This window comes from Treponema socranskii subsp. buccale (assembly GCF_024181585.1).
GTDB classification, from domain to species: Bacteria; Spirochaetota; Spirochaetia; order Treponematales; family Treponemataceae; genus Treponema_D; species Treponema_D buccale.
The window spans coordinates 416,068-438,894 of the sequence record NZ_CP054258.1; the positions used below are offsets into that span (position 1 = coordinate 416,068).

The window sequence follows — 22,827 nt, forward strand, 5'->3', positions numbered from 1 at the left end:
AATACTCCGATAAATCGATTGAAAATTATACGGTTATGTATTATAATTGGTAAATTGATGAGCTGAAAATAAAGCTGTACGGTTTAAGAGGTTTTGCATGAGCGATACAAATTCCATCAGATTGATCGAGAAATTTCCGTTTACTATGAAAGTGCTGTTTATGGGAGCGTATACTTTGCCGACGCTTGCGTTCGGTCCCTTTCTCGTCTTTATCCATGCGCTTTCTATGGCGGATCTTCTGCGCATAATCTTTACACCGAGCTCTTTGATAGGCTTAGTCATCTTCAACGTCGTTCTTCCGGCTTGTGTCTATGTGTATTATGAAACTACCATTTGCAAATACGACGGTTCGCAAGCATCGGTGCAGATCACGAATCGTCGCGCAAAGCATTTTGAAAATCTCTCCATAATCGGCGCGAATATCAACGGTTTTGCCTTGTTTGCGTTTACGCTTATAGCATGCCGTTTGCACGGTATCGAGCATCAGCCGCTTGTCTTGTTGTTGGTGGCGCCGGGCAGCGTATGGCTGTTCGCGCTGATTTCGTATATTCCGTTTCTTGAATATTTTGAAAAACATATTCACAATCTTCCGATGAAAAGCGAATATATAACGCTTTCGGTGTCCGTAAGAAACGCGGATATCACCGGTTTCAGTTTTTTAGGCGTTATTTTCTATGTGCTTGCACCGATGTTTTGTACGGCGAACGCAACGATGGACGCGCTTCCGTTGTTTTTAACGCGCGTTTTGCCCGTGCTTATCATAGGAAGCGCCGCCGCTATTTTCGATTCCTATCTTTTTATGAGCAATATGCAAAAGCGTATTGTATCGATGACGAAATTTTCGGCGTATCTTTCCAAAAACGATTATACGCAAAGGAGCCTCATCGTAACGAGCCGCGACGATTTCGGCGCCCTTATGTCGGACTTAAATCAATTCTACAACGTCATGCGCCGACTGCTCCGCGCCATTATGAGTACGGTTACAATTTCTACCGATTCTGCAGGAAGCCTTGCCGACGGTATGAGTGAAACGTCTTCGAGTATTACGCAGATCGTCGCAAACATCGAATCGGTAAAAAGCAAAATCGTCAATCAGGCGGCGGGCGTCGAAGAGGCGCAGGCGACCGTTAAAAGCATGGTTTCGTATATCAACGAACTCGACAAAAATATCGACCGCGAAAGAGCGAGTATCGATTCGTCTTCGACTGCGGTTGAAGAGATGGTCGCGAATATCCGCTCGGTGACGGGTACGCTGAAAGCGAGCGGGGCTGCCGCGCAAAAGCTCAGCAGTGCGTCCGATGACGGTCGAGCTGCGATGGAACAGGCGGTCGATCGTGCGCGCGACGTTCTCGAACGCTCCGAAGGTTTGCTCGAAGCGAGTAATATCATCCAGAATATAGCCGATCAGACGAACCTTCTCGCTATGAACGCCGCAATCGAAGCGGCGCACGCGGGAGAGGCGGGCAAGGGCTTTTCCGTCGTTTCCGACGAAATCAGAAAACTTGCCGAACAGTCGAACGAGCAGGGTAAAACGATCAGCGAACAGCTGCAGGAACTGCAGGAGTCGATTCAACAGGTATCGAACGGTACGATGCAGGTAAAGACTCAATTCGATACGATCTTTTCTCTTGCCGACGACGTCACGGAACAGAATCGTACCGTTATGACGGCTATGCAGGAACAGTCCGCCGGCAGCTCTCAAGTGCTCGAATCGATGTCCGAAATCAAATCTATGATCGAACTTGTCGTAAAGGGCTCTACCGAATTGACGAACGGCGGTAAGCAGATTGCGGCGGAGATGACATCCCTTGCCGGCTTAACGGAAGAGATCAACGGTGCGATGAGCGAGATGGCAAACGGAGCGCAGTCGATCATCCATTCCGTGCAGGACGTCGATTCCGCAACGGTGACGAACCGCGACAACGTCCAAAAACTTTCCGAAGAAATCAATACCTTTGCGGTCAACCGTTAACCGAAAGCTGCAACGTACGCGCGGCGATGCGATTCGATAAATCTCATTAAAGTGAACCGAGACTCGGCCGTCGAAGTGCACGCGCGGCGATGCGGTATTTCGCGCCGAGTACGTTTTAATAATTTCACCTTTTAATAATTGTATTTTTTCTCATTAATAATTGTATTTTTTCTCAATTTGCTATATAATAAATTTTATGATGGAAACGGAGAAAGATGATATTGGCAAATATGTCAAATTTTCAATCGGAGCAAAGCTTGTTCTCATTATTTCGGTGCTGACGATTTTAGCGCTCGGAATTATTACGCTTTTGGTTACGTACTTCGGCGGGCAGGATGTCAGAATCAGCGCCGAAGAAAACAACCGCACGGTAAACGCGCAGGCGGCAAGTTTGGCTGAAAAAGATCTGTCGTCTTTGCGTGCGAACGCGTTTTTGCTTTTGGATATTTTAAATAGAACGGAAAGCGCAAGTTCGTTTGCAAAGCAGGCGGCCGATTTTTACTTTGAGCGCAACCCTTCGGTTGCCGCGGTTTTGGTAACCGATTCGAACAGACCCGACGGTTTGGAGCGCAAACTGTTAAGTTCGGCGTTCTTTTTGTCGAACGAATTGGATCCTGCTTTTATCGATACTTTTTTATCCCGTGAACGGGATAGAATCCGTGAAACCGAACGCGGCATTACGAATGTGCTGAACGCTTCTCCCGTGTTCGAAAGCCCCCTTTTGGTGCTGTGCTACCCCTACACGGAGCGGGGCTTAAATCAGGGTTTGGCCGTTTTCTTTTCCGCCGAAAAACTTTCCGACAGTTTCGGAGCCGGAACGCTGCAAACGACGTATTTGGTCAACGACGACGGCGACATCCTCATTCACCCCGACTTCAACTTGGTAAAAAACGGCGCCAACGTGAGCAATTTTTCGCTGTTTACACGGATGAGGGAAAACGGCGATACGAACCGCCAGCTCCTCGTTACCGACGATACCGGCAAAAAATATTTCGGCTCGTACCGCCGCCTTTCTTTCGGCGAACTTGCCGTTTTAACGACCGCGGACGCCGACGTTCTTTTGGAACCGGTTGCCGATACGACGCGGCGCAATATTTATTTGAGTGTTATCGTATTGTTTCTTTCGATTGTGTTTATATGGTTTTTTTCCAAGTCGATAAGCCGCCCCGTTAAAACCCTTGCGCGCGCCGCCGGGCAAATAGAGCAGGGCGAATACGAACTCGATTTGAAGCCGAAAACGAAAGACGAAATCGGTCTTTTGACGTCGAGCTTCGTAAAGATGGGCAAGGGGCTTGCCGAGCGCGAGCGGCTTAAAGATTCTTTCGGCCGTTTTATCAATAAAGAAATCGCAGAGCTTGCCGCGCGCGGCGAGCTTGCGCTCGGAGGGGAAACGAAAGACGTAACGGTTTTCTTTTCCGACATCCGCTCGTTTACGGCGATTTCCGAAAAACTTACGCCGGCGGAAGTCGTCGAATTTTTAAATGAATATATGACGGCGATGGTCGAATGCGTGAACGCGACGCACGGCGTCGTCGACAAATTTATCGGAGATGCGGTTATGAGCGTGTGGGGCGCACCGACTTCGGCGGGAAGTCCGAAAGAAGATGCGCTCAACTGCATCCGCGCGGCGCTTCGCATGAGGGCTGCGCTCATAATCTTTAACCGCGGCCGCGGCGGCGATAAAAAGCCCGTTATCCGCATAGGCTGCGGTATCAATTCCGGTCCCGTCGTAGCAGGTCAAATCGGTTCGGTAAAACGAATGGAGTACACGGTTATCGGAGATGCCGTAAACCTCGCATCGCGTACGGAAGCTTTGAACAAGCCGATGGGAACGGATATCCTTATTACCGAGTACACGTATGCGCTTGTACGCGACCACGTACTCGTCGAAGAGATGCCGTCCGTTACCGTCAAAGGCAAAGAAAAGCCGCTTCGTATGTTCGCCGTCGTCAATATGCCTGCCGAAAACGACATCCCCGGCGCAGGTGCGAAAGGTCCGAAGTCGCTTGCGCAGATCAGGCAAGTGCTCGGAATCCCGACTCCCGATTTCGCAAAGGTAAATCTCAATGAAGACGAAAAAAGTACAAAATACAGTCCTGACTTCGTATCGGGCGTATTGCAGGATATCTTCGTTGTACTCTTTTCTCTGGCCGTCATCGGCTGTACCGCGTTTTTACTTTTTAATAATGTAAATAAAACGATCGAGCGGAACGATAAGGTGCCGGTCGCAACCGTTTCGTATAAATACAAAAGCGTGCAGCGAAAATTCCTCGACCGCTCCGTATGGGACAGACCCGTGCAGTATTCGCCCGTATATAACGGTGACATTATCCGTACCGCGCCTTCATCGGAAGCGACGATTAACTTTCCCGATCAAAATGTGATAAATGTCGGCGCGAACACGATGATCCAGATTTTCAAACAGGCGCAAAAAGACGAAACGGCCGTGCAGGTTGACGAAGGAAAAATTTCGGTGCAGACGGCAGGTTCGGCGATAGCCGTGCGCTCGGATAACGCATCGGTCAATGTGGAAAAAGATTCGGTTTTGCACATGCAAAAGCTTGAAGGCGAAGATGCCTCCGGTGCTTCGGGCGGTGTATTGCGTTTGAGCGTCGAAAGGGGAAGGGCTGCGCTCGTCAAAACGGACGGCGGTTTTACCGAAGCGGATTCTGCGTCGCAAGGTGAAATCTTAACCGAAGGGACGGTTGTGAATGCCGCTTTCGGTTCCGAGGCGGGAACGTCCGATACCGCAGGCACCGAAAATCGCCCCTTTGTTTCGGTTATAAGTCCCGCTCCCGAAATGAAAATATTGAACAAAAATGCCGCCGGTAAAGCGGCTGCGGTTCCGTTTAAATGGTACAGCTCTTTTGCCGATAACAGCGAATTGATTTTTGAAAGGTCCCGCAGCCGCGATTTTACGCAAAACGTGCGCCGCGTGTCGGTTACCGGCTTAAAAGAGCTGACGGTCGATGAGGGTTCCGGTACCGTTTATTGGAGACTGTACGCCGCCGAAAAAGGAGCGGGAGACGCTTCTTCCGATTCGGGAAAATTTACCGTCTTGGCCGCGCCCCCGCCTGCGCTTCTTGAACCTGCGGGCGACAGGCGCTATGCGTATAAAGAAGCGCTTCCTGCCGTGCGCTTTTTGTGGAAGGGCAACGATGTGTGTTCGTCATACGTACTCGAAGCGGCTTCCGATCCCGACATGAAAAATCCCGCCGTTACAAAGCAGGTGAGCGGCGAATCGGTTTCGTTCGTGCTTCCCCGCGACGGAACATGGTACTGGCGTTTAACGCCGATTTATGCGGCGGAAGACGAAGCGAGCCGCACGCCGACTCCCGCATCGGTTTTTCATATCGAAAAACAAAAAACCTTTGCACCCATAGAACAGTTTGCGCCCGGAAAAATCGCCGATACGGCCGAAGGCAAAAGCGTAACCTTTTCGTGGAAGAACGTAAGGGAAGTAAAAAAATACCTTGTGCGCGTTGCAAAAACCGAAGCGATGAACAATCCCGTTTTGGAGCGTTCTTCCGACATCAATTATTACGAGCTGAAAAACGCTGCAAAAGCGCTCCCGAACGGCACTTATTATTGGACGGTCGAAGGGCTCGATAAAAACGGCGAGCGATTGACTTCGAGTGCGGCTTCCTCTTTTAAAACGCGCGACAGCGAAGTTATCCTTCGTTCGCTTTTTCCGCCGGACAATTACGTGTTGGCCGACACCTTGTGCCTCGATACGCGCTTTACGTGGAAGACGAATTTGGAAGGCGAGCAGCGCTTTCAAGTGTCTTTGTCGCCCGATTTTGCATCTCCCGTCCTCGACGTAAAAGCGCAGGGCTCCGGCATCGAAGGTCTCATGCTCGAGCGGGGCGACTGTTATTGGCGAGTGGCGGTAAAAAGCGAAGACGAAACCTTTCATACGCCGGCTAAAAAGCTGAACATCGCCCCCGCGCTCAATCGGCCGGAACTTATCGGCATAGGTGATTCGGTCGTTGTCCGCCCCGATGCGAAAACGACCTTTGCGTGGACGGCCGTTCCGCTTGCCGATTATTATCAGGTAAAAATCACCGAGCCGGGCTTGGATTCGCAGCCCTTATACGAAAATCTGTACATTACCGACACCGAAGTAAAAATGGCTTTACAGTCGATACGAGAGGGGCGGTACGTTATACACGTGCAGGGTTTTGCCGCGGCGACTGTAACGTCGAGCAGGCGTTACAGCTATGCCGCCGATAAAACCTTCGACTTAAAGCATCTTCGCCCCGTCGAACTCGTGTCTCCTGTGCGCGGTGCAAGAATAAGCGGCGTCGATGCGGCGCTCAAACCGGGCAGTTTGCAATGGAGTTCGGTCGAAAAACCCGTAAAAAGCCGCCTCGTACTTGAAAAGATAGGCAAAGCAGGCAGTTTAATTTCGGCTTCGAATCCCGATTATACGGTAGCCCTTCCGCCGCTTGAAGCCGGAACCTACCGCTGGCGGGTCAGCGCGACAACCGAAGACGGCTTGGACATTTCGTCGGTACGGGACGGGATATTTACCGTTTTACCCATACCTCCGCTTGCAAAACCGGCCGTTTTTTCTCCGGCGGAAAACGAAACCTTCGGTGCAAACTTTTTCAAAACGAACCGCAGTATCGTGTTCCGCTGGAAAAAGAACGCGGAAGCTACGCATTATTCAATCAAATTATACAACGCTAAAAATCAAAAGATTTTCGAGCGCAACATAGACGCAAACGAAGCTTCCGTGCCGAGCAAGGCGGACGAATGCGTCTTTACATTTACCGATCTTGCCAAATTATCGCGCGGAACGTTTTATGCCGACATACGCGCCCAACGGCGCCTAAAAAACGGCTTATTATTCCAAGACGGGAACGCTTCGGTGCGGCACTTTGTCATCGATTTGCCGCAAACGCAAAAGATCGAAACCGACGATACGGGGGTTTTGTATGGACGATAAACGATTTTTTGCAGCTTTGTGTGCGCTCGTCTTTTTTGTATGTCCGCCGTTCGCACAGGCGCAGACGCCTGCCGGTACGAGCAATCCCGCCCAAGAGCAAACGGGCAAAAATCCCGCTACGGAAGGAATGGCCGACGAAAAGACAGGGGAGACGACGCACTATTTTATCGAGGAAAGCGACCGAGGTGCGATTTTATATCAGCGGCTTTCATGGCAGGCGGTTGAAGATATTTTTGGCTACGAGTTCGAACTCGAAAAAGAAGACGATAACGGCAACTGGCGCAGAATCGATAAAAAACCGGTAAAAGACAACTTTACCGATGTGTCGCTGCCGCCGGGAACTTACCGCTATAAAATAACCGTCATCAATCTGCTCGGACAGGCCGAAGCGTCCAGCGCTTACCGCAATTTTGAAATTTTGATCGCGCACCAGCCGGAAGTCGACTCCGTATCGCCGCAGCTCATCTATTTGGATGAATTTTTCGACGGCATCTTTGCCGCATCCGGTGCGTACTTTTTGCGCCACACCGTATTTTCTCTGAGCAAACAAGGGGGCGCTCCGATTCCGCTTGTGCCGACCGAGCTTTCCAAAGACGGAAAAAAAGTCCGCTTTGAATTGAACTTAAACAAGTTCAATCCGGGCGTCTATACCTTTACCGTACGCGACATAAGCGGCTTAACCGACAAAAGCAAAACCGTAACTTTCAAATTCCAAAAGCCCGTGGACGCCTATGTGTCGGCAGGCTATGCGTTTACCGGCTTTGCCGGAGAAAGCGTCTTTCAAACGTTCTATAACAGGAACGTCGCCCCCTTGGGCGGTATGTTCCGCTTTTCGCTTCTGCCGATAAAAAGAACCTACGGTCACTTCGGCTTTAACCTGACCTATTCGGCCGCAATGATGAACGCAAAACGCGATTATTACACGCTGAACGGTACGCTCATGACCGCACAGCTGAATGCGGTGTACATATATCCGCTTATAAAACACCGCTTAAACCTTGACGTGCACGCGGGTTTCGGCGCCGCCTTTTTGGTAAACAGCCGCTTCGTGTTTGAGGGTTCGGGCGACGTAAAAAGTCCCGCGTACTGGTATTGGGGGCCGGGTATCGGTGCCGGAACCTCGCTGCAGCTTTTAAATGTATTCAAAAAGATGTATGTCGAAGCCGGCGTCGAACACTTTATCGTGTTCAGAAAAGGTATGCCGAAGTACATTGTTCAGCCGGAAGTTTCGGTCGGCTGGATGTTTTAAGGGGAGTTGTTATGCGTAAGACCGTCACGCTGCTTATCGGCGCCGCTTCGGTTGCGGCACTGCTCGCGATAACCGCCTGCAAACAGTTTTCCGCGGATATAGAAGAAGATTTTTCGTATTGGGCGGCGGAGCCCGTCATCACCGGTTTTAAAATAGATCCGTCGGTAAAAACGCAACAAAATAATAACCGTGTTCTCTGCGTACCGTCTGCAGGCCCCGTAACGGTTACGATGGAAGTGCACAATCCCAAAAACTTTTCGTTTATAATGCCGAATTCTCCCGGAGCGCCGACGGATATCGTAAGCTTCGGGGACGACAAGGTAAAAGGTTCGGGCGGCGCTAAGCCAGTCTACGGCGCCGATTATACGCTTGTGCCGACTTCGGACGGCAAAGCGCTCGAGCTGACGTATACGTCCGCCTTTTTAAAAGCAAACGAGTGGAGCGATGCAAATATCGGTGCTTCAATAAAGCTGTACAGTACCGACGGCAGAAAGTTCAATCAAACCTATAAGTTCGATTTGGAAGCGAATACGCCGCCGCCGGATCCCGCGCCCGTTGAGGCAGCGGCCGGTAAAATTGCGCTTTTTAAAACATATACGGCCGATTCGCAGGGCAAACACTATTACGTTCTGTGCTTTAAGGCGGACGACTTACCCGGCGAAAACATGCCGGCAGGCGTTCCGCTGCACAGTGATCTTTCACACGTGTACGTGAGTAAAAACGGCGGCACTGAAACGGCATATCCCGTTACGCTTACTACAGGACATACCGACTTCGATATATCGGACACTTCCAACACCGCCTTTATCGCGTACTCGGATGTCGATTCATTAGATCCCGCGGAAGCGGCGGTTTTTTCAGGCAGCCCGCAGCCGGGCATCGTTCCTTCAGGTCCGTGGGTGCTCTATCTTAAAACGAACGTTCCGGTAGGTGAGGCTGCGGCAAAATACGGCATACGGCTCTTTGACGGAAAGCTCTATTCCGCGCGTGCGGAACAAAGCATAGGTAAGCGCGAGCTTCCCGCTCCTAAGGTATTTGCCCATGCGGATATGGATACTACGGCGGTTTCGGGCGTATATACGGAAAAAGGCGCAACGAATGCCTCCGGCAACGAAGACCTCAACGCGACAAACAGCGCGGCTCATAGCGGCAGCGTAACCGATCCCATACCCGTGTACAGCGCATACGGGAATGCGGTAAAACTCTTGGTTAAAAAAGATGACGGTAATCCCTATCCTGCAGGCGTTATCCTAAGACAGGGTGTTCAACTGGTATCGGGTTCCGGCTTGAACGGCTCCATAGATGTTAAGTCTGATTTCATTAAGCTTCCTTCTCCGAAGGACGGAGGCGGTGAAGCCGTGTACAAAGTTACCGTTAAGGCAACGGGAGAAGGCTTTGACGACAGTATTGAACGCACGCTGTATTACAAAGTGCGCAGGGAAGTAAAGGCGGTCAGCAGTACTTTGCCGATGTGGCACATATTGAAAAAAGCAATTGACGAGACAAGTGCGGGCGGTACGGTCGTTGTAAACGGAGAAATAAAAGCGACGGACGCTGGCGGCAATAATGGTGAAATCACCATTGGTAAAAGCCTTACCATAGAAAAAGCAGACGGAGCAACTTCTGCCGTTATAAACGCAAATAAAAACAATCTTTCGAACGGAAATAAAGACCGCATCTTCAAGGTAGAAAGCGGCAAAACGCTCACGCTTAAAAACCTGACGCTGAAAGGTGGCATGAGACCTACCGGCGGCGGCGCCGCCGGTATCTTCGTTGATTCCGGCGCTGCCGCATCTCTTACCGATTGCCGCATTATAGACTGTGTGAACAAAAGCGGAGAAGGAGGAGCCGTGTATACGAAAGGCACGCTCAGTTTGACGCGCGGTTCGATCAGCGGAACGGGCTCTTGGGAAGGCAATCAGGCAAAAGACGGGGGCGGCATCTATGTCAAAGAGGGCAGCTGTACCCTTACCGAAACCAAGATACTGAATAATTACGCCGACGGTGGTATCGGAACGGGCGAAGGAAAGGGCGGCGGTATATACATAGAGAAGGGAACGTGTGAGCTCGACGGTGTGACGCTGCAGAGTAACACGGTAAAAAACGGTTCGCCGAATAAGGGTAAAGGCTCGGCCGTCTATTTGGCAAAGACAGCCTCCGACACGCCGACCCTTACGCTCAAAGACAATGTGCAGATAGGAACAAGCGATCCGAATTCAAATACCGTGTGTTTGGGCTATGTCGAAATCGGCAGTACAATACACACCGCTTTTGTTTCGGCAACATCCGCCGACTTGAGCGATTCCTCTCATATCAACATTGAACCCGAAGACTATATAAAGCAAAGCAATCAGTGGTTGATCAGGGGAAAAGGTATAAAGCAGAAAAAAGATAAGTTTCATTTAACGAATATGCCGACCGGAGAAACATGGGAATTGTCTGAAACTGTTGGCGGAATTACACATAATAATGAATTGCAGCTTCAAAGGAAGAGTACTGTGCTGACTGCTCCGACTGCAGGAAGCTGGAAAGCGCTTAGAGAAATCGTACAAAGCCTATCCGATAACGGGACTTTGATCCTCAACGGGACATTTACGGCAACTTCCGGCGATGACAGCGGTGAAATCGTCATCGACAAAAACCTCACGATAAAGAAAGAGGAGAGCGCAAGTTCTGCCGTTTTGAACGCCGATACTAAGTGCCGCATTTTCAAAGTGCAAAACGGCAAGATGCTCACGCTTGAAAACCTGACGCTTAAGAACGGGATGGCGACAGGAACAGACGAGGAAGGTTACGGCGGGGCAGTGTACACAAAAGGCGGAACCGTCAACATGACAACCTGTACCCTTACAGGTAACACGGCGGCAGGCGGCACCAACGGCTACGGCGGTGCAATCTTTGCAAGCGGCGCAACCGTCGATATGACAAACTGCACTTTTACGAGCAACACGGCGGCAGGCACCACTGGCGCAGGAGGTGCAATCTTTGCACAAAAAAACGGCACCGTTGCCTCCTCCGTAACAATCAGCGGCGGCACTATCGGCGGCACGGGTGCGGACGCAAACAAGGTTACCGATATGTGGGGATTCGGCGGCGGCATCTATGTAAATGATGGCTGTATCTTGACGCTTAACGAGTACACAGACGACGGCGGCGTCAAGCATGGTGTACGGATTATCGGCAACGAGGCGGGAAGAGCCGGCGGCGTGCGTGCAAACAACTCAACCGTTACCATGGAAAACTGCACCATCAGCGGCAATAAGGCGACAGACAACTCCAACTTGGGCGGTGGCGGGGGCGTGTATACTCATGGGGGAACGCTCACCATGACGCGATGTACTCTTACGGGCAACACGGCAGTAAATAACGGCGGCGGCTTGAATATCGAGAAAGGAATCGCCGTCATAACAAACTGCACCCTTACGGGCAACACGGCAAAGGAAAACGGCGGCGGCGTGTATGTAGACGGCACAATGACTATGTCCGGCAGCGCAACCGTGACACCCTCTGTCGGAAGCGATATAGACAAACCGGGCAAAAACGACGTGTATTTGAAAAGCGGAAAGACGATAACCGTTAACGGTAAGCTTAACCCCACAGGCGGAACGGCGGCGCGTATTACGCCTGAAACCTACAGCGAAACTCCGCAAGTGCAAGTGCTTACGGGCGCTATGAAGGACTACAATAACTACACCAAGTTCACCGTAACGCGGGCATCCGGTCGAAATTGGTCTGTTAACGACAAAGGGTGTCTAAAAAAACAGTAAAATAAACTACGGAAGAAAAATGAATAATTGGTAATTACCGATTAAAAAAACTTTGATGAGGAGGAATATATGACAAAATCTAAAACTTACAAAACGAAAGGAGCCGCGGCAATCGTTACAGCCGCAGTTTTGGCGCTCATTGCGCTGTTCGGTATGACCGCGTGCTCAAATGCGGCGCAACCCGATGCGGGCGGGAATTCCGCCGGCACTTCGACGCCTAAGTATACGATACACTTCAGTGTCAGAAGCGGACTCGGCACGTTTAAAGCGGCAGTTGACGGCAAGGAAATCCATACCGGCGATTCAGTCGAACAGGGTAAGTCTATTGTCTTTACCGCAGAACCCGATTCCGGCTATGAGGTGGGACAGTGGACAAACGGCGGTACGGTCATTGACGAAGCAGGCACGGACAAGACCTACACCCACACCGTAACGGCAAATGCGTTCATAAGAGTGAAGTTTGTACTGCCTGCCCCCTTTGTCGAAGGCGGTGCCTCCCTCATCTTAAGCCCCGATAAGCTCGACATCACAGTTAAGGGAACAACCGCCGACGGCACCTCTGTTTCAGTTGAAGGCTGTACCGAAACAACGCTTATAAGCGGCACCGCAACCGTGCTGCATGCAAAAAGCACAAAAGTAATTCTAAAAGGCAAGATCACTGAGCTGGACTGCAACCGCAATCAGCTAACTGCCCTTAACGTGCAGGGCTTAACCGCTTTGCAAGGGCTGAACTGCTGGGGCAATCAGCTTACCGCACTTGACGTGCAGGGCTTAACCGCTTTGCAAGGGCTGAACTGCTGGGGCAATCGGCTTACCGAACTTAACGTGCAGGGCTTGACCGCTTTGCAAGGGCTGTCCTGCTTCGCCAATCAGCTCACCGCACTTAACGTGCAGGGCTTAACCGCTTTGCAAAGTCTGGACTGCCACTTGAATCAGCTCACCGCACTTAATGTGCAGAGCTTAACCGCTTTGCAAAGGCTGTGGTGCTACGGCAATCGGCTTACAGCAGACGCATTTAAAAAGCTCTTTGACGATTTACCGGTTCGGGCGGATAGTGATAATGCAAGTTGTTATCTTTACACCGAACAAACCGGCGATACCGAAGGCAATCATACGTACTTTAGCGCCCCGTCGGATTTAGCGGATGCCTTTAATAATGCAAAAACGGTAAAGAAGTGGGAGATGTATAAGTTGAATGGAAGCGGGAATTTTTCTGAGATCTAACGCTGCGATACGAGCCGCCTTGCTCGAGACTCTCGTATCGGGCAGTGCGGCGGTATTAATCGGTATACCGTTATACGTCCTGTGTAACGGTATACCGAAACGAAAAAACGGATATTCGGCAAATGGAACTTTTACCGCCGTCCGAACGGTATCCGCTTTTCCGTATGTCGTTTCGTGCTCGCGGCGTTGCGCACCGCCGTGACCTTTGCTATAATGATTTTATGACACGGGAAGATAATGCTGCGACGCGTGCGGTGCGCCGCTCGACGCTTAAATCGATTAAAGCGAAAAAGAAAGAACGTCTCAAACAGATAAAAGCGAATTACGATTCGGAAATCCGCGAAATAAATATCAAATACGCGAAAGATCCCGAACGTCTGCGTGCCAAATACGCCGCCGACGATTATGCGAAAAGCGAGCGGGCAAAGCGCCGCGCCGAACGAAGGATCGAACACGAACAGCGGCGTATTGAAATGCAAAGCAAAGAAAGGCGTCTTTCTCTCGGCGAAGAGATTTTCAGCGCAATCGTGCAGGGGCTCGGTGTGCTTTTGTCCGTTGCGGCGACCGCCGTTCTTGCCGACCGCGCCCTTCAGCATGCCGACGGTGCGCTTCGCGTATTGTACGTTTCCACATTCGTATGCAGTACGGGATTGATGATCGTCATGTACATCATGTCGACGCTGCATCACGCGCTTGTGTCCGAAAACGCAAAAGAAGTGTTCGGCAGGCTCGCTCATTGTTTTGTCTTTTTAGTGCTGGGCAGCGCGTATACGTCGTTTATATTGATTTTTGCACGCGGCGTCGGAGGCTGGGTGCTTTTCGGTCTCGTGTGGACAAGCGCCGTCGTCGGTATCGTGCTGTACGCGGTATGGGGAAGCGAACTGAAGATAACCAATACCGTATTTTATTTCGTCATCGGCTGGGCTGGACTTTTTCTCGTTCGGCAATTTTATCTCGGACACGCCATACGCAGTTTCGTCTATCTCATCATTTCGGGGCTTTTGTACAGTTTAGGCTGTGTATTTTTTTTGCTGCACAAAATCAAATATATGCCTGCCGCAGGGAACGCCGTTATGCTTTTAGGGACGCTGTACTTGTACGCTTCGCTTTTCTTTTCCGTAGCATGAGTTTTATAGAAGCGGTGCCGCGCGGCGGCGTGTGAGCGCACCGTATGCTTGTCGATTTTCATACGCATTTGCATGCATACCGGCGCGGAGATGAGCGGGATGCGGCGCTCGAATGCATTCGGCAAAATGCAATCCTCACGGTCGCATCCTCCGTGGACAGGGCGACATGGAACGAAACGCTTTCGGAAGCTCGCTCCTTTGCTTTGCACGGGAAAAAATTAATAATTCCGACCTTCGGTATTCATCCGTCGTATTGCGCCGGTTTGCCGGAAAGCGAAAGAGAACTTGCCGATCTGCTTGAGCCGTATCTGTGTGCATCGCCGATCATCGGAGAAATCGGACTCGATTTTTATTGGGAAAAAAAGATATCGCACGAAACGCAGGAACGCGTGTTCCGTTGTATACTCGACCATTGCGAACGTACGGAAAAATATTGCGTCGTGCATACGAAGGGCGCCGAATCGCGCATCGCAGACATCCTTGCGGATTTCCCGCATGCAAAGCCCGTCATCCACTGGTATGACGGGGCGGACTTGCCGTACGATGTTTTTTTATCGCGCGGGTATATGCAAACTTTCGGCTGCGAAGTGCGCTATTCCGATCATATCAAAGCGCTGCTCGCTCGGACGCCTCTTGAGTTTTTGCTTTCCGAAACGGATAATCCGACGGGAGAAGTGTGGCTCGGAGGCGAGGATTCGTCGCCGCTTTTGATAAAGCGCGTAGTGCGCGATATCGCGGAAGCGAAGGGGATCGAAGATACGGAGGCGGAATCGATTTTGCAAAAAAACGCCGAGAAAATTTTTGCGGCGGCGAATATCGATTACCGTACCGTCTAGCATTGTTCGGCGGTATCGATTATACTGTGCGGGTTAACTTGAAGAGGAATTGTTATATGGTGCTGTATAAAGAATTTATTGAAAACGACAGGGACTATCTGTCCTATGAAGATTTGAAAAAGAATTTTAAAATTAAAATTCCCGATAATTTTAATTTTGCATACGATGTCGTAGACCGCTATGCGGCCGAAGATCCTCAAAAGCGGGCGCTCGTGTGGTGCGACGATTCGGACGAAGAACATATATTTACGTTCGCCGATATTTCGGAGATGTCGAAGCGCACTGCCAATTTTCTGTCGGCGTACGGCATCGGAAAGGGCGATTCCGTCATGCTCATCTTGCGCAGGCGGTATGAGTTTTGGTGGTTTATCATTGCGCTGCACCGTATCGGCGCGATCGGCATCCCTGCGACGGATCAGCTGCTCGAAAAAGATATCGAATACCGCAATAAAGCCGCCGAAGTGAAGATGATCATTTCATTCGACGAACCGAAAGTGCAGGAAGAGATCGAAAAATCGCTTGCAGCTTCTCCGTCGGTAAAGACGCTCGTAACCGTCGGAAAGGAGCGCGGCGTATGGGTGAACTTTCATAAAGAGATTGAAAAATACGATGCGCGCTTTGACCGGCCGACGGGCGACAAAGCGACGTGCAATGAAGATATCATGCTGCTGTATTTTACGTCGGGTACGTCGGGTTATCCGAAAATGGTTCAGCACAATTTCGTATATCCTCTCGGACACATCGTTACGGCGAAGTATTGGCAAAATGTCGTGGACAACGGTTTGCATTTGACGATAGCCGAAACGGGCTGGGCGAAAGCGGTGTGGGGAAAACTCTACGGTCAGTGGCTTGCGGGTTCGGCGGTCTTTTCGTACGATATGACGAGCTTTAAGCCGGACAGAATGCTGCAAAAGATTGCACATTATAAAGTGACTACCTTTTGCGCACCTCCGACCGTGTACCGTTATCTTATCCGGCAGGATTTGAAAAAATACGACCTGTCGAATCTGCGCTATTGCGTGACGGCGGGCGAAGCGCTCAACGCGGAAGTATACAATAAATTTTACGAGCAGACGGGCATTAAAATGTTCGAAGCGTACGGGCAGACGGAAGCGACCGTCATTATCGGCAATTTTCCGGGTATGGAACCGAAGCCCGGTTCTATGGGAAAGCCCGCGCCGGGTTACGACGTCGACATCATCGCGCCGAACGGCATGAAATGTAAAGCGGGAGAAGCCGGTGAAATCGTCATCCATGTCGACAAAGAGCGTCCCTTCGGTTTGTTTTCCGGTTATTACCGCGATTTTTCTCTGACGGCTGCGGCCTTCGACAGCGGACTCTATCATACCGGCGATACCGCGTATTACGACAGCGACGGCTATTTGTGGTTTATCGGGCGCAACGACGATATTATTAAAAGTTCCGGTTACCGCATCAGTCCGTTCGAAGTCGAAAGCGTGCTGATGAAACATCCGGCGGTACTCGAATGCGCAGTGACGGGCGTCGAAGACAAGCGGCGGGGTCAGCTCGTCAAAGCGACGATCGTGCTCAATGCCGGTTTCGAGCCGTGCAAAGCGCTTGAACTCGAACTGCAGGATTACGTAAAACATCAGACGGCGAGCTATAAGCACCCGCGCATCGTTGAATTCGTAAAGGAATTGCCGAAGACGATCAGCGGTAAAATTCGCCGTGTCGAAATCCGCGAAAAGGATAAAGAGACTTCGTCCGGAAAAAAAGACAAGACGAATCACTTTAAATTTTAGCGCGCCGAAAATTATGCCGTGAAAAATTAATAATTTCCAAGGATGCGCTTTGTGTACGGGGCGATTTTGGGAGACATAATCGGCGAGCCTTATGAGGCGGGAGGCAATCCGAAGACAAAGGATTTTCCGCTGTTTTGCGCCGAGCCTCGGTTTACGGACGATTCCGTGATGACGATCGCCGTGTGCGAAGGAATTTCGGCGGCGGGTCTCCGCGCGGATGAGCGGACGATGAAAGCGGCTTTGACGGTAAGTATGCTGCACTGGGGACGAAACTATCCGAGCGCGGGTTACGGTGAAAGATTTTACCGTTGGCTGCACAGTGCCGACCCGAAACCGTACGGCAGTTTCGGAAACGGATCGGCGATGCGGGTGTCTTCGGTCGGCTGGCTTTTTAAAACGCTTTCGCGGACGCGGCAGGTCGCTGCATGGAGCGCCGAGATCACGCACGATCATCCCGAAGGAGTCAAAGGCGCAGAGTCGGTTGCAGCGGCGATTTGGCTTTCGCGGAACGGGTACGCAAAAACCGAAATCAAAACCTATGTCGAAAAAGAATTCGGCTATGATCTTTCACGCACGTGTGACGAAATCCGCCCCTTCTATGTTTACGAAGCATCCTGTCAAAGAACCGTGCCCGAAGCGATGACCGCATTTTTGGAAGGGTGTGACTTTGAAGACGTTATCAGAACCGCGGTTTCTCTCGGCGGCGACTGCGATACGCTTACCGCTATTGCCGGAAGTATGGCCGAAGCGTTTTACGGTATCCCCGAAGACATGAAGGCGAAATGTATCGAACTGACGCCGGACGATATGCATGCGGTGATGAAAGAATTCGACAAAATCGCGCATGCGAAAAAAAATCGCTGAGCGTTTGCTTTTATCCGCGCGGAGGGGGCTGTCTCAAAAGTCGGTTACTTTCTCGACAGCCTGTCGAGTTTAAAATTAAGTCTTTATATTATAATGACTTAATTTTAAACGTCGCACATAAAATCAAGGAAGCTGTCCAAAAACTGAAGTTTTTGGACAGCTTCCGACTGCAATTCCTTATGAGGACACAAAGCGCGGCATTTATGCTCGCTTTGTGATAGACGCTCGGCAATTCCTGCGCGGGGAACTTCGCGCTCCGCGCTCGTTGCAAGTCGCGCGGGGAACTTCGCGCTCCGCGCTCGTTCAATGCACGGCACGGATGCCGTGTCGTATCTTGGCAAAACGGCTGCGTATTTTTGCTATGCAAAAATACGGTAGTGAGCGGTGCACGGATGCAGCGCGAACGGCCACTGCTCGGAATCTTATAGGAAGTCGAGAGTCGAAAAACGGCCGAGCCGTTTTTCTTTTATTGGAGACGCTCGGCAATTCCTGCGCGGGGAACTTCGCGCTTCGCGCTCGTTGCAAGTCGCGCGGGGAACTTCGCGCTCCGCGCTCGTTGCAAGTCGCGCACTGCTCGGAATCTTATAGGAAGTCGGGAGTCGAAAAACGGCCGAGCCGTTTTTCTTTTGTTGGAGACGCACAGGATTGTTGCGCACTGCTCGCAATCCTGTGCTCTTGATTTTTTATATGCCGAAGCATACTATATATTACAAATAGCTATGATGAAGATCGTGTTTGAAAAAATTAAAAAAGGTGTGAGAAAGATTGCCGCTTCTCCTCTGACATTAAACGTGTTGTACCTCGTCGTGTTGGTCGAACTTATGCTGCTCCCGTTCAGTATGACCGGTATGGATTTGTTCAATCCCGAACAAACTTCCCGCCTGCTTTTCCCGTTCACCGTATTGCGGTCGGGGGCGGTAACGAGAGGTTTTAACTTTTTTTATATTTGCTGTCTTTCGTTTTTTCTTTTGCCGATAACGTTTATCGTCATCGTACTGTCGTTTTTTCGAAAAGAAATAACCAAACTCATCGTGTATCTGTGTTTGCTTATTTCTCTGACGTTTTACTTGGCGGCATCGGTTTGCGGAATCATTTTATTTGCGAATACCGCCCGCTGGTTTTCTTCGCTGAGTCCGCTCGCATATATTGCGTTTTTTTCGGCGTTTATTTTGCATTCGTGGCTCATCACCGTCGGAATAATTTCCATAAAAGCGCAAAACGAGTCCTATGTCGAATATAAAGAATTATTAAAAACGGAAGAAAAAAAAGAAGCCGTCATTCGGAAAAAGGCGGCGGAAAGATTGAAAAGGCGGAGTAAGGCCGAAGCCGGTACCGGTAAAAATTTTACCGTCGTAAAAGCTGCGATGAGAGAATGGGCGTATAGGGTGAGGACAATCAAAATCAAAACGCACATAAAGACGAAAATAACCGTCGTTATCCTTTTGACGATCCTTATCATTCTTTCGACGTTTATTTATACCGATCTGAATAATTATAAAGCTCTTGTTTCACAGACTGCCGACAATACGGGTAAAAATCTTGCGGAGCAGGTTGCCGCGATTTACGATTTTTCCGACGGACTGCATACGAAGATAAGCGCTTTTCTCGAAGGCATTAAAAAAACAAACGCGTCTTCTCCCTTTCCGTGTCAACGGGCGGACATCATTACGACGAGCGCTAAAACGAATATTTTGCTCGACGAAATCGATTATTCGACGGAGCTGCCGGAATTCGACGTTTTTTCATATACGACGGCTTCCGTAGAGATACATGAGATTCCTGCGGAAGAAAAAAGGATTTTGCCGTCGGAAGCCATTCAGTACATCGTCCATTTTCAAAATATCAACACGAGAGGCAAACCGATTTGCGAGCCGGGAAAGAACACGTGCGTTTACGTGTACCCCGTAACTTTTTCGCGCAAAGAAGGGCAAAAGCTTGTGGGATTTTCGGTCGTTACCTATTTGAAAGAAATTCTAAATCGGCCGTATTTTCAGGCGAAAGTTTTTATCCTTTCGATTTCGGTGATTTTTTTCTATGTTTCCATAATCGTCACGCTGTTCCTTGCGGACTTTATAGTAAATCCCGTTCTCTTCCTTTGCGGCAATATCAGAAGAACGGCGAACAGCCTCAGCGATATGCTCGCCGGAAATGCAAAGATCGAATCGGGCAAATTGATTTTTGAAGAAACCGTCAATACGAACGACGAGATAAAAAATCTCTCCGTCGAAATAAAAAATATCGTAGCGCTTGTACGCGGTATGCTTCCTTACGTGTCCTTTCATACGGTGCAGAACGCGGAAAAAAACACCGGCCGGTTGAGCGCGACGCGGGAACTGTGTTTTTTGTTTACCGATATCCGCGGCTTTACGAGCCTTTGTGAAAAAGTACCGCCGAAAGAAGTCATACGGCTTTTAAATCATTATCTCGATATCGAAACGAAAATTATTTTCGATAACGGCGGTGATGTCGACAAATACGTCGGCGATGAAATAATGGCGTTTTTTTCCGGGCCGAAAAAGGAAATCAATGCCTGCAAAGCCGCGATGGAAATCCGAAAAGCGATGTACCGCGAAAAACAGCTCGCGTTGGAAAAAGGGGCGGCCGCTATCGCCGTCGGTATCGGCATCAATTCCGGTTCCGTCGTATTCGGCTCGGTCGGTTCGGAAACTCGCAAAGATTTTACGTCGATCGGAGATACCGTAAACCTTGCAGCGCGGCTTGAAAGCGCGAATAAGGAATACGGTTCCAAATCGATTATCTCAAGAGCGGTTTATGAAAAGCTCGGAAAAGGTTTTGTGTGCCGCGAGCTCGACTATATAACGGTCAAAGGGAAAACAAAACCCGTGCGCATTTATGAAGTGCTGCAGGCGAAAGAAGCTGCGACCGATAAAATTATCGACTTAAAACGGACGTTCGAAACCGGTTTGTCGTATTATCGAAAGAGAAAATGGCATTATGCTAAAAAATATTTTTCCGAAAACGTGGAAAAATACAACGATGCGCCGTCAAAAGTATTTTTGAAAAGAATTGAACGCTATCAGGCATCTCCGCCGAAACGGGAATGGAAAGGCGTTTTTGTAATGACGGGGAAATAGCGATCGCCGGCGATCGCGTTTTGACAGCTGCAGATGTTGCATTTTGCAAGCCTTGCGTTTGCTTGCAATCGCATCGCGCTTTACGTTACAATAGAACGCTATGAAAGCTTCTCAAACGATTATTTCGACGCTGCGGGATTCTCCTGCGGATGCCGTCATCGAAAGCCACAAGCTTATGATGCGCGCAGGCCTTATCAGAAAATTGGCAAACGGATTGTACGCGTATATGCCGCTCGGTTTGCGTGCGCTGCGAAAAGCGGAAACGATTATCCGCGAAGAGCTCGATGCTGCGGGCATCCTTGAAATAAAACCGCCGGTCATTCAGCCGGGCGATTTGTGGAAAGAGAGCGGGAGATGGCAGACGATGGGACCGGAAATGCTGCGCGCCAAAACGAGAGGCGGACAGGATATGATCGTGAGCCCGACTGCGGAAGAAGCGTTTACGGCTCTCGTGCGCGACGGTCTTACCTCTTATAAACAGCTGCCGATCTTTATCTATCAAATCAATACGAAATACCGCGACGAAATCAGACCTCGCTACGGCGTCATGCGCGGCCGCGAATTTATCATGATGGATGCGTATTCGTTCGATGCGGATGCCCGTTCGCTCGACGAAAGCTATGAAAAATGTTCGCGCGCATACCGCCGTATTTTCAAACGCATGGGCATCAACGTGATTCCCGTAAGAGCCGATACGGGCGCTATGGGCGGAGACGGGTCGGAAGAGTTTATGGTCGAAAGTTCGGTCGGCGACAATACGCTCGTGCTCTGTCCTTCGTGCGGCTACGCGGCGAACGTCGAAAAAGCTTCGTGCAAAGCCGATACCGCTCTCGACGCTGCAGGCAAGGTGCAGGTTGCGGCAGACAAACCGATCGAAAAAGTTCCGTGTCCCGGAGTCGAAACCATTGCCAAGATGGAAACGTTTTTCAAAATGAGCGCTTCGCAGTTTATCAAAGTGCTCATCTACAAAGTATATAATTCCTCTCTCGATTTGACGGATGCGCCCGGAGGAGCCGCGTTCAAGCGCGAAAAAGACGAAGGCGGAAACGAATATTATCCGGAAAGTTTTTTTGCAGTCGCAATCCGCGGCGACCTCGACGTAAACGAAACGAAACTTGCAGCCGCGCTTAAAGCGAGCGGTGCAGAACTCGCGGGAGAAGAAGACGTCATAAAGTATTCGGGTGCGCCGCACGGATTTGTCGGGCCTGTCGGATTGACGAAAGTGCCGCTCGTTGCGGACGAAAGCGTTATGGTAAAAAAGGACGACGGTTCGTACGAGGTTCGCGTCCACGATACGGTAACCGGCGGCGGCGAAAAAGACATCGACAATATGCACGTCGAACCGCTGCGCGATTTTACGCCGTTTATGACGGCCGACGTGCGTACCGTAAAAGAAGGCGATGCGTGTGCCGTCTGCGGGCAATCGCTCTATACGAAAAAGGGCAACGAGCTCGGCCATATCTTTAAGCTCGGCGCAAAATACACGAAGGCGATGAACGTTTCATATCTCGACGTAAACGGCAAAGCGTGTACGCCGCTCATGGGCTGCTACGGCATCGGCGTCGACCGCACACTCGCGTCGATCATCGAAGAGCACCACGACGATAAAGGCATCATCTGGACGATGAGCACCGCGCCTTACCACGTCGCGATCGTGCCGATAAAATACGAAGGCCGCATGAAAGAAGTGTCCGACGGCATTTACGATGCGCTTATGAAAGCGGGCGTCGAAGTGCTGCTCGACGACAGGAACGAACGGCCGGGCGTCAAATTCGCCGATATGGATTTGATCGGCATACCGGTGCGTATCGTCGTCGGTGAAAAAAATCTTCCGAATGTGGAGATAAAAGAACGCTCGGCGAGTGAAGCGTCCCTCGTTCCCGCCGGCGATGCGGCGAAGCAGGCGGAAAAGATCGTGCGGGATGCGCTCAGTGCGCTCAATGCTTAAAATTCAATATAAAATCCGTAGGGTATAAAAG

The 22,827-nt window shown here is 50.4% G+C and carries 11 protein-coding genes; all 11 read left to right on the forward strand.

What is annotated here, in order from left to right:
- The first annotated feature begins 97 nt into the window (after positions 1-97).
- The 11 genes from HRI97_RS01875 (at position 98) to HRI97_RS01930 (ending at position 22,796) form a co-directional block, all read left to right on the forward strand.
- The gene (locus HRI97_RS01875) at positions 98-1,972 is read left to right on the forward strand and encodes a methyl-accepting chemotaxis protein (RefSeq protein ID WP_253726239.1); all 1,875 of its coding nucleotides are present in this window, start codon (positions 98-100) and stop codon (positions 1,970-1,972) included.
- A gap of 196 nt (positions 1,973-2,168) precedes the next feature.
- On the forward strand, positions 2,169-6,923 hold the full coding sequence (locus HRI97_RS12675; RefSeq protein WP_436411268.1) for an adenylate/guanylate cyclase domain-containing protein: 4,755 nt from the start codon (positions 2,169-2,171) through the stop codon (positions 6,921-6,923).
- Positions 6,913-8,172, forward strand: coding sequence for a fibronectin type III domain-containing protein (locus HRI97_RS01890; protein WP_253726240.1), 1,260 nt, complete (start codon positions 6,913-6,915; stop codon positions 8,170-8,172). The genes HRI97_RS12675 and HRI97_RS01890 overlap by 11 nt, the downstream gene beginning before the upstream one ends.
- An 11-nt stretch (positions 8,173-8,183) precedes the next feature.
- Complete coding sequence (locus HRI97_RS01895) at positions 8,184-11,939, forward strand: right-handed parallel beta-helix repeat-containing protein (RefSeq protein ID WP_253726241.1); 3,756 nt, start codon at positions 8,184-8,186, stop codon at positions 11,937-11,939.
- Between the two features lie 69 nt (positions 11,940-12,008).
- Positions 12,009-13,163 (forward strand): leucine-rich repeat domain-containing protein, encoded by a 1,155-nt coding sequence (locus HRI97_RS01900; protein WP_253726242.1) that lies wholly within the window; start codon positions 12,009-12,011, stop codon positions 13,161-13,163.
- Positions 13,164-13,384: 221 nt separating this feature from the next.
- A complete protein-coding gene (gene trhA / locus HRI97_RS01905; protein WP_253726243.1) occupies positions 13,385-14,290 on the forward strand; it encodes a PAQR family membrane homeostasis protein TrhA in 906 nt (301 codons plus the stop codon).
- A 44-nt stretch (positions 14,291-14,334) separates the two neighbouring features.
- Positions 14,335-15,126 (forward strand): TatD family hydrolase, encoded by a 792-nt coding sequence (locus tag HRI97_RS01910; RefSeq protein ID WP_253726244.1) that lies wholly within the window; start codon positions 14,335-14,337, stop codon positions 15,124-15,126.
- A 56-nt stretch (positions 15,127-15,182) separates the two neighbouring features.
- Positions 15,183-16,889, forward strand: coding sequence for an AMP-binding protein (locus HRI97_RS01915; protein ID WP_253726245.1), 1,707 nt, complete (start codon positions 15,183-15,185; stop codon positions 16,887-16,889).
- 42 nt (positions 16,890-16,931) lie between these two features.
- Positions 16,932-17,753 (forward strand): ADP-ribosylglycohydrolase family protein, encoded by an 822-nt coding sequence (locus tag HRI97_RS01920; RefSeq protein WP_301338896.1) that lies wholly within the window; start codon positions 16,932-16,934, stop codon positions 17,751-17,753.
- Between the two features lie 719 nt (positions 17,754-18,472).
- Positions 18,473-20,848: an adenylate/guanylate cyclase domain-containing protein gene (locus tag HRI97_RS01925; RefSeq protein WP_253726247.1), complete on the forward strand. Its 2,376-nt coding sequence runs from the start codon at positions 18,473-18,475 to the stop codon at positions 20,846-20,848.
- A gap of 100 nt (positions 20,849-20,948) precedes the next feature.
- Positions 20,949-22,796, forward strand: coding sequence for a proline--tRNA ligase (locus tag HRI97_RS01930; protein WP_253726248.1), 1,848 nt, complete (start codon positions 20,949-20,951; stop codon positions 22,794-22,796).
- Positions 22,797-22,827 lie beyond the last annotated feature (31 nt).

Bases quoted from the DNA above. Each gene is read 5' to 3' on its own strand.
- HRI97_RS01875 (WP_253726239.1), top strand. From the start codon at position 98: ATGAGCGATACAAATTCCATCAGATTGATCGAGAAATTTCCGTTTACT.
- HRI97_RS12675 (WP_436411268.1), top strand. From the start codon at position 2,169: ATGATGGAAACGGAGAAAGATGATATTGGCAAATATGTCAAATTTTCA.
- HRI97_RS01890 (WP_253726240.1), top strand. From the start codon at position 6,913: ATGGACGATAAACGATTTTTTGCAGCTTTGTGTGCGCTCGTCTTTTTT.
- HRI97_RS01895 (WP_253726241.1), top strand. From the start codon at position 8,184: ATGCGTAAGACCGTCACGCTGCTTATCGGCGCCGCTTCGGTTGCGGCA.
- HRI97_RS01900 (WP_253726242.1), top strand. From the start codon at position 12,009: ATGACAAAATCTAAAACTTACAAAACGAAAGGAGCCGCGGCAATCGTT.
- trhA (WP_253726243.1), top strand. From the start codon at position 13,385: ATGACACGGGAAGATAATGCTGCGACGCGTGCGGTGCGCCGCTCGACG.
- HRI97_RS01910 (WP_253726244.1), top strand. From the start codon at position 14,335: ATGCTTGTCGATTTTCATACGCATTTGCATGCATACCGGCGCGGAGAT.
- HRI97_RS01915 (WP_253726245.1), top strand. From the start codon at position 15,183: ATGGTGCTGTATAAAGAATTTATTGAAAACGACAGGGACTATCTGTCC.
- HRI97_RS01920 (WP_301338896.1), top strand. From the start codon at position 16,932: ATGCGCTTTGTGTACGGGGCGATTTTGGGAGACATAATCGGCGAGCCT.
- HRI97_RS01925 (WP_253726247.1), top strand. From the start codon at position 18,473: ATGATGAAGATCGTGTTTGAAAAAATTAAAAAAGGTGTGAGAAAGATT.
- HRI97_RS01930 (WP_253726248.1), top strand. From the start codon at position 20,949: ATGAAAGCTTCTCAAACGATTATTTCGACGCTGCGGGATTCTCCTGCG.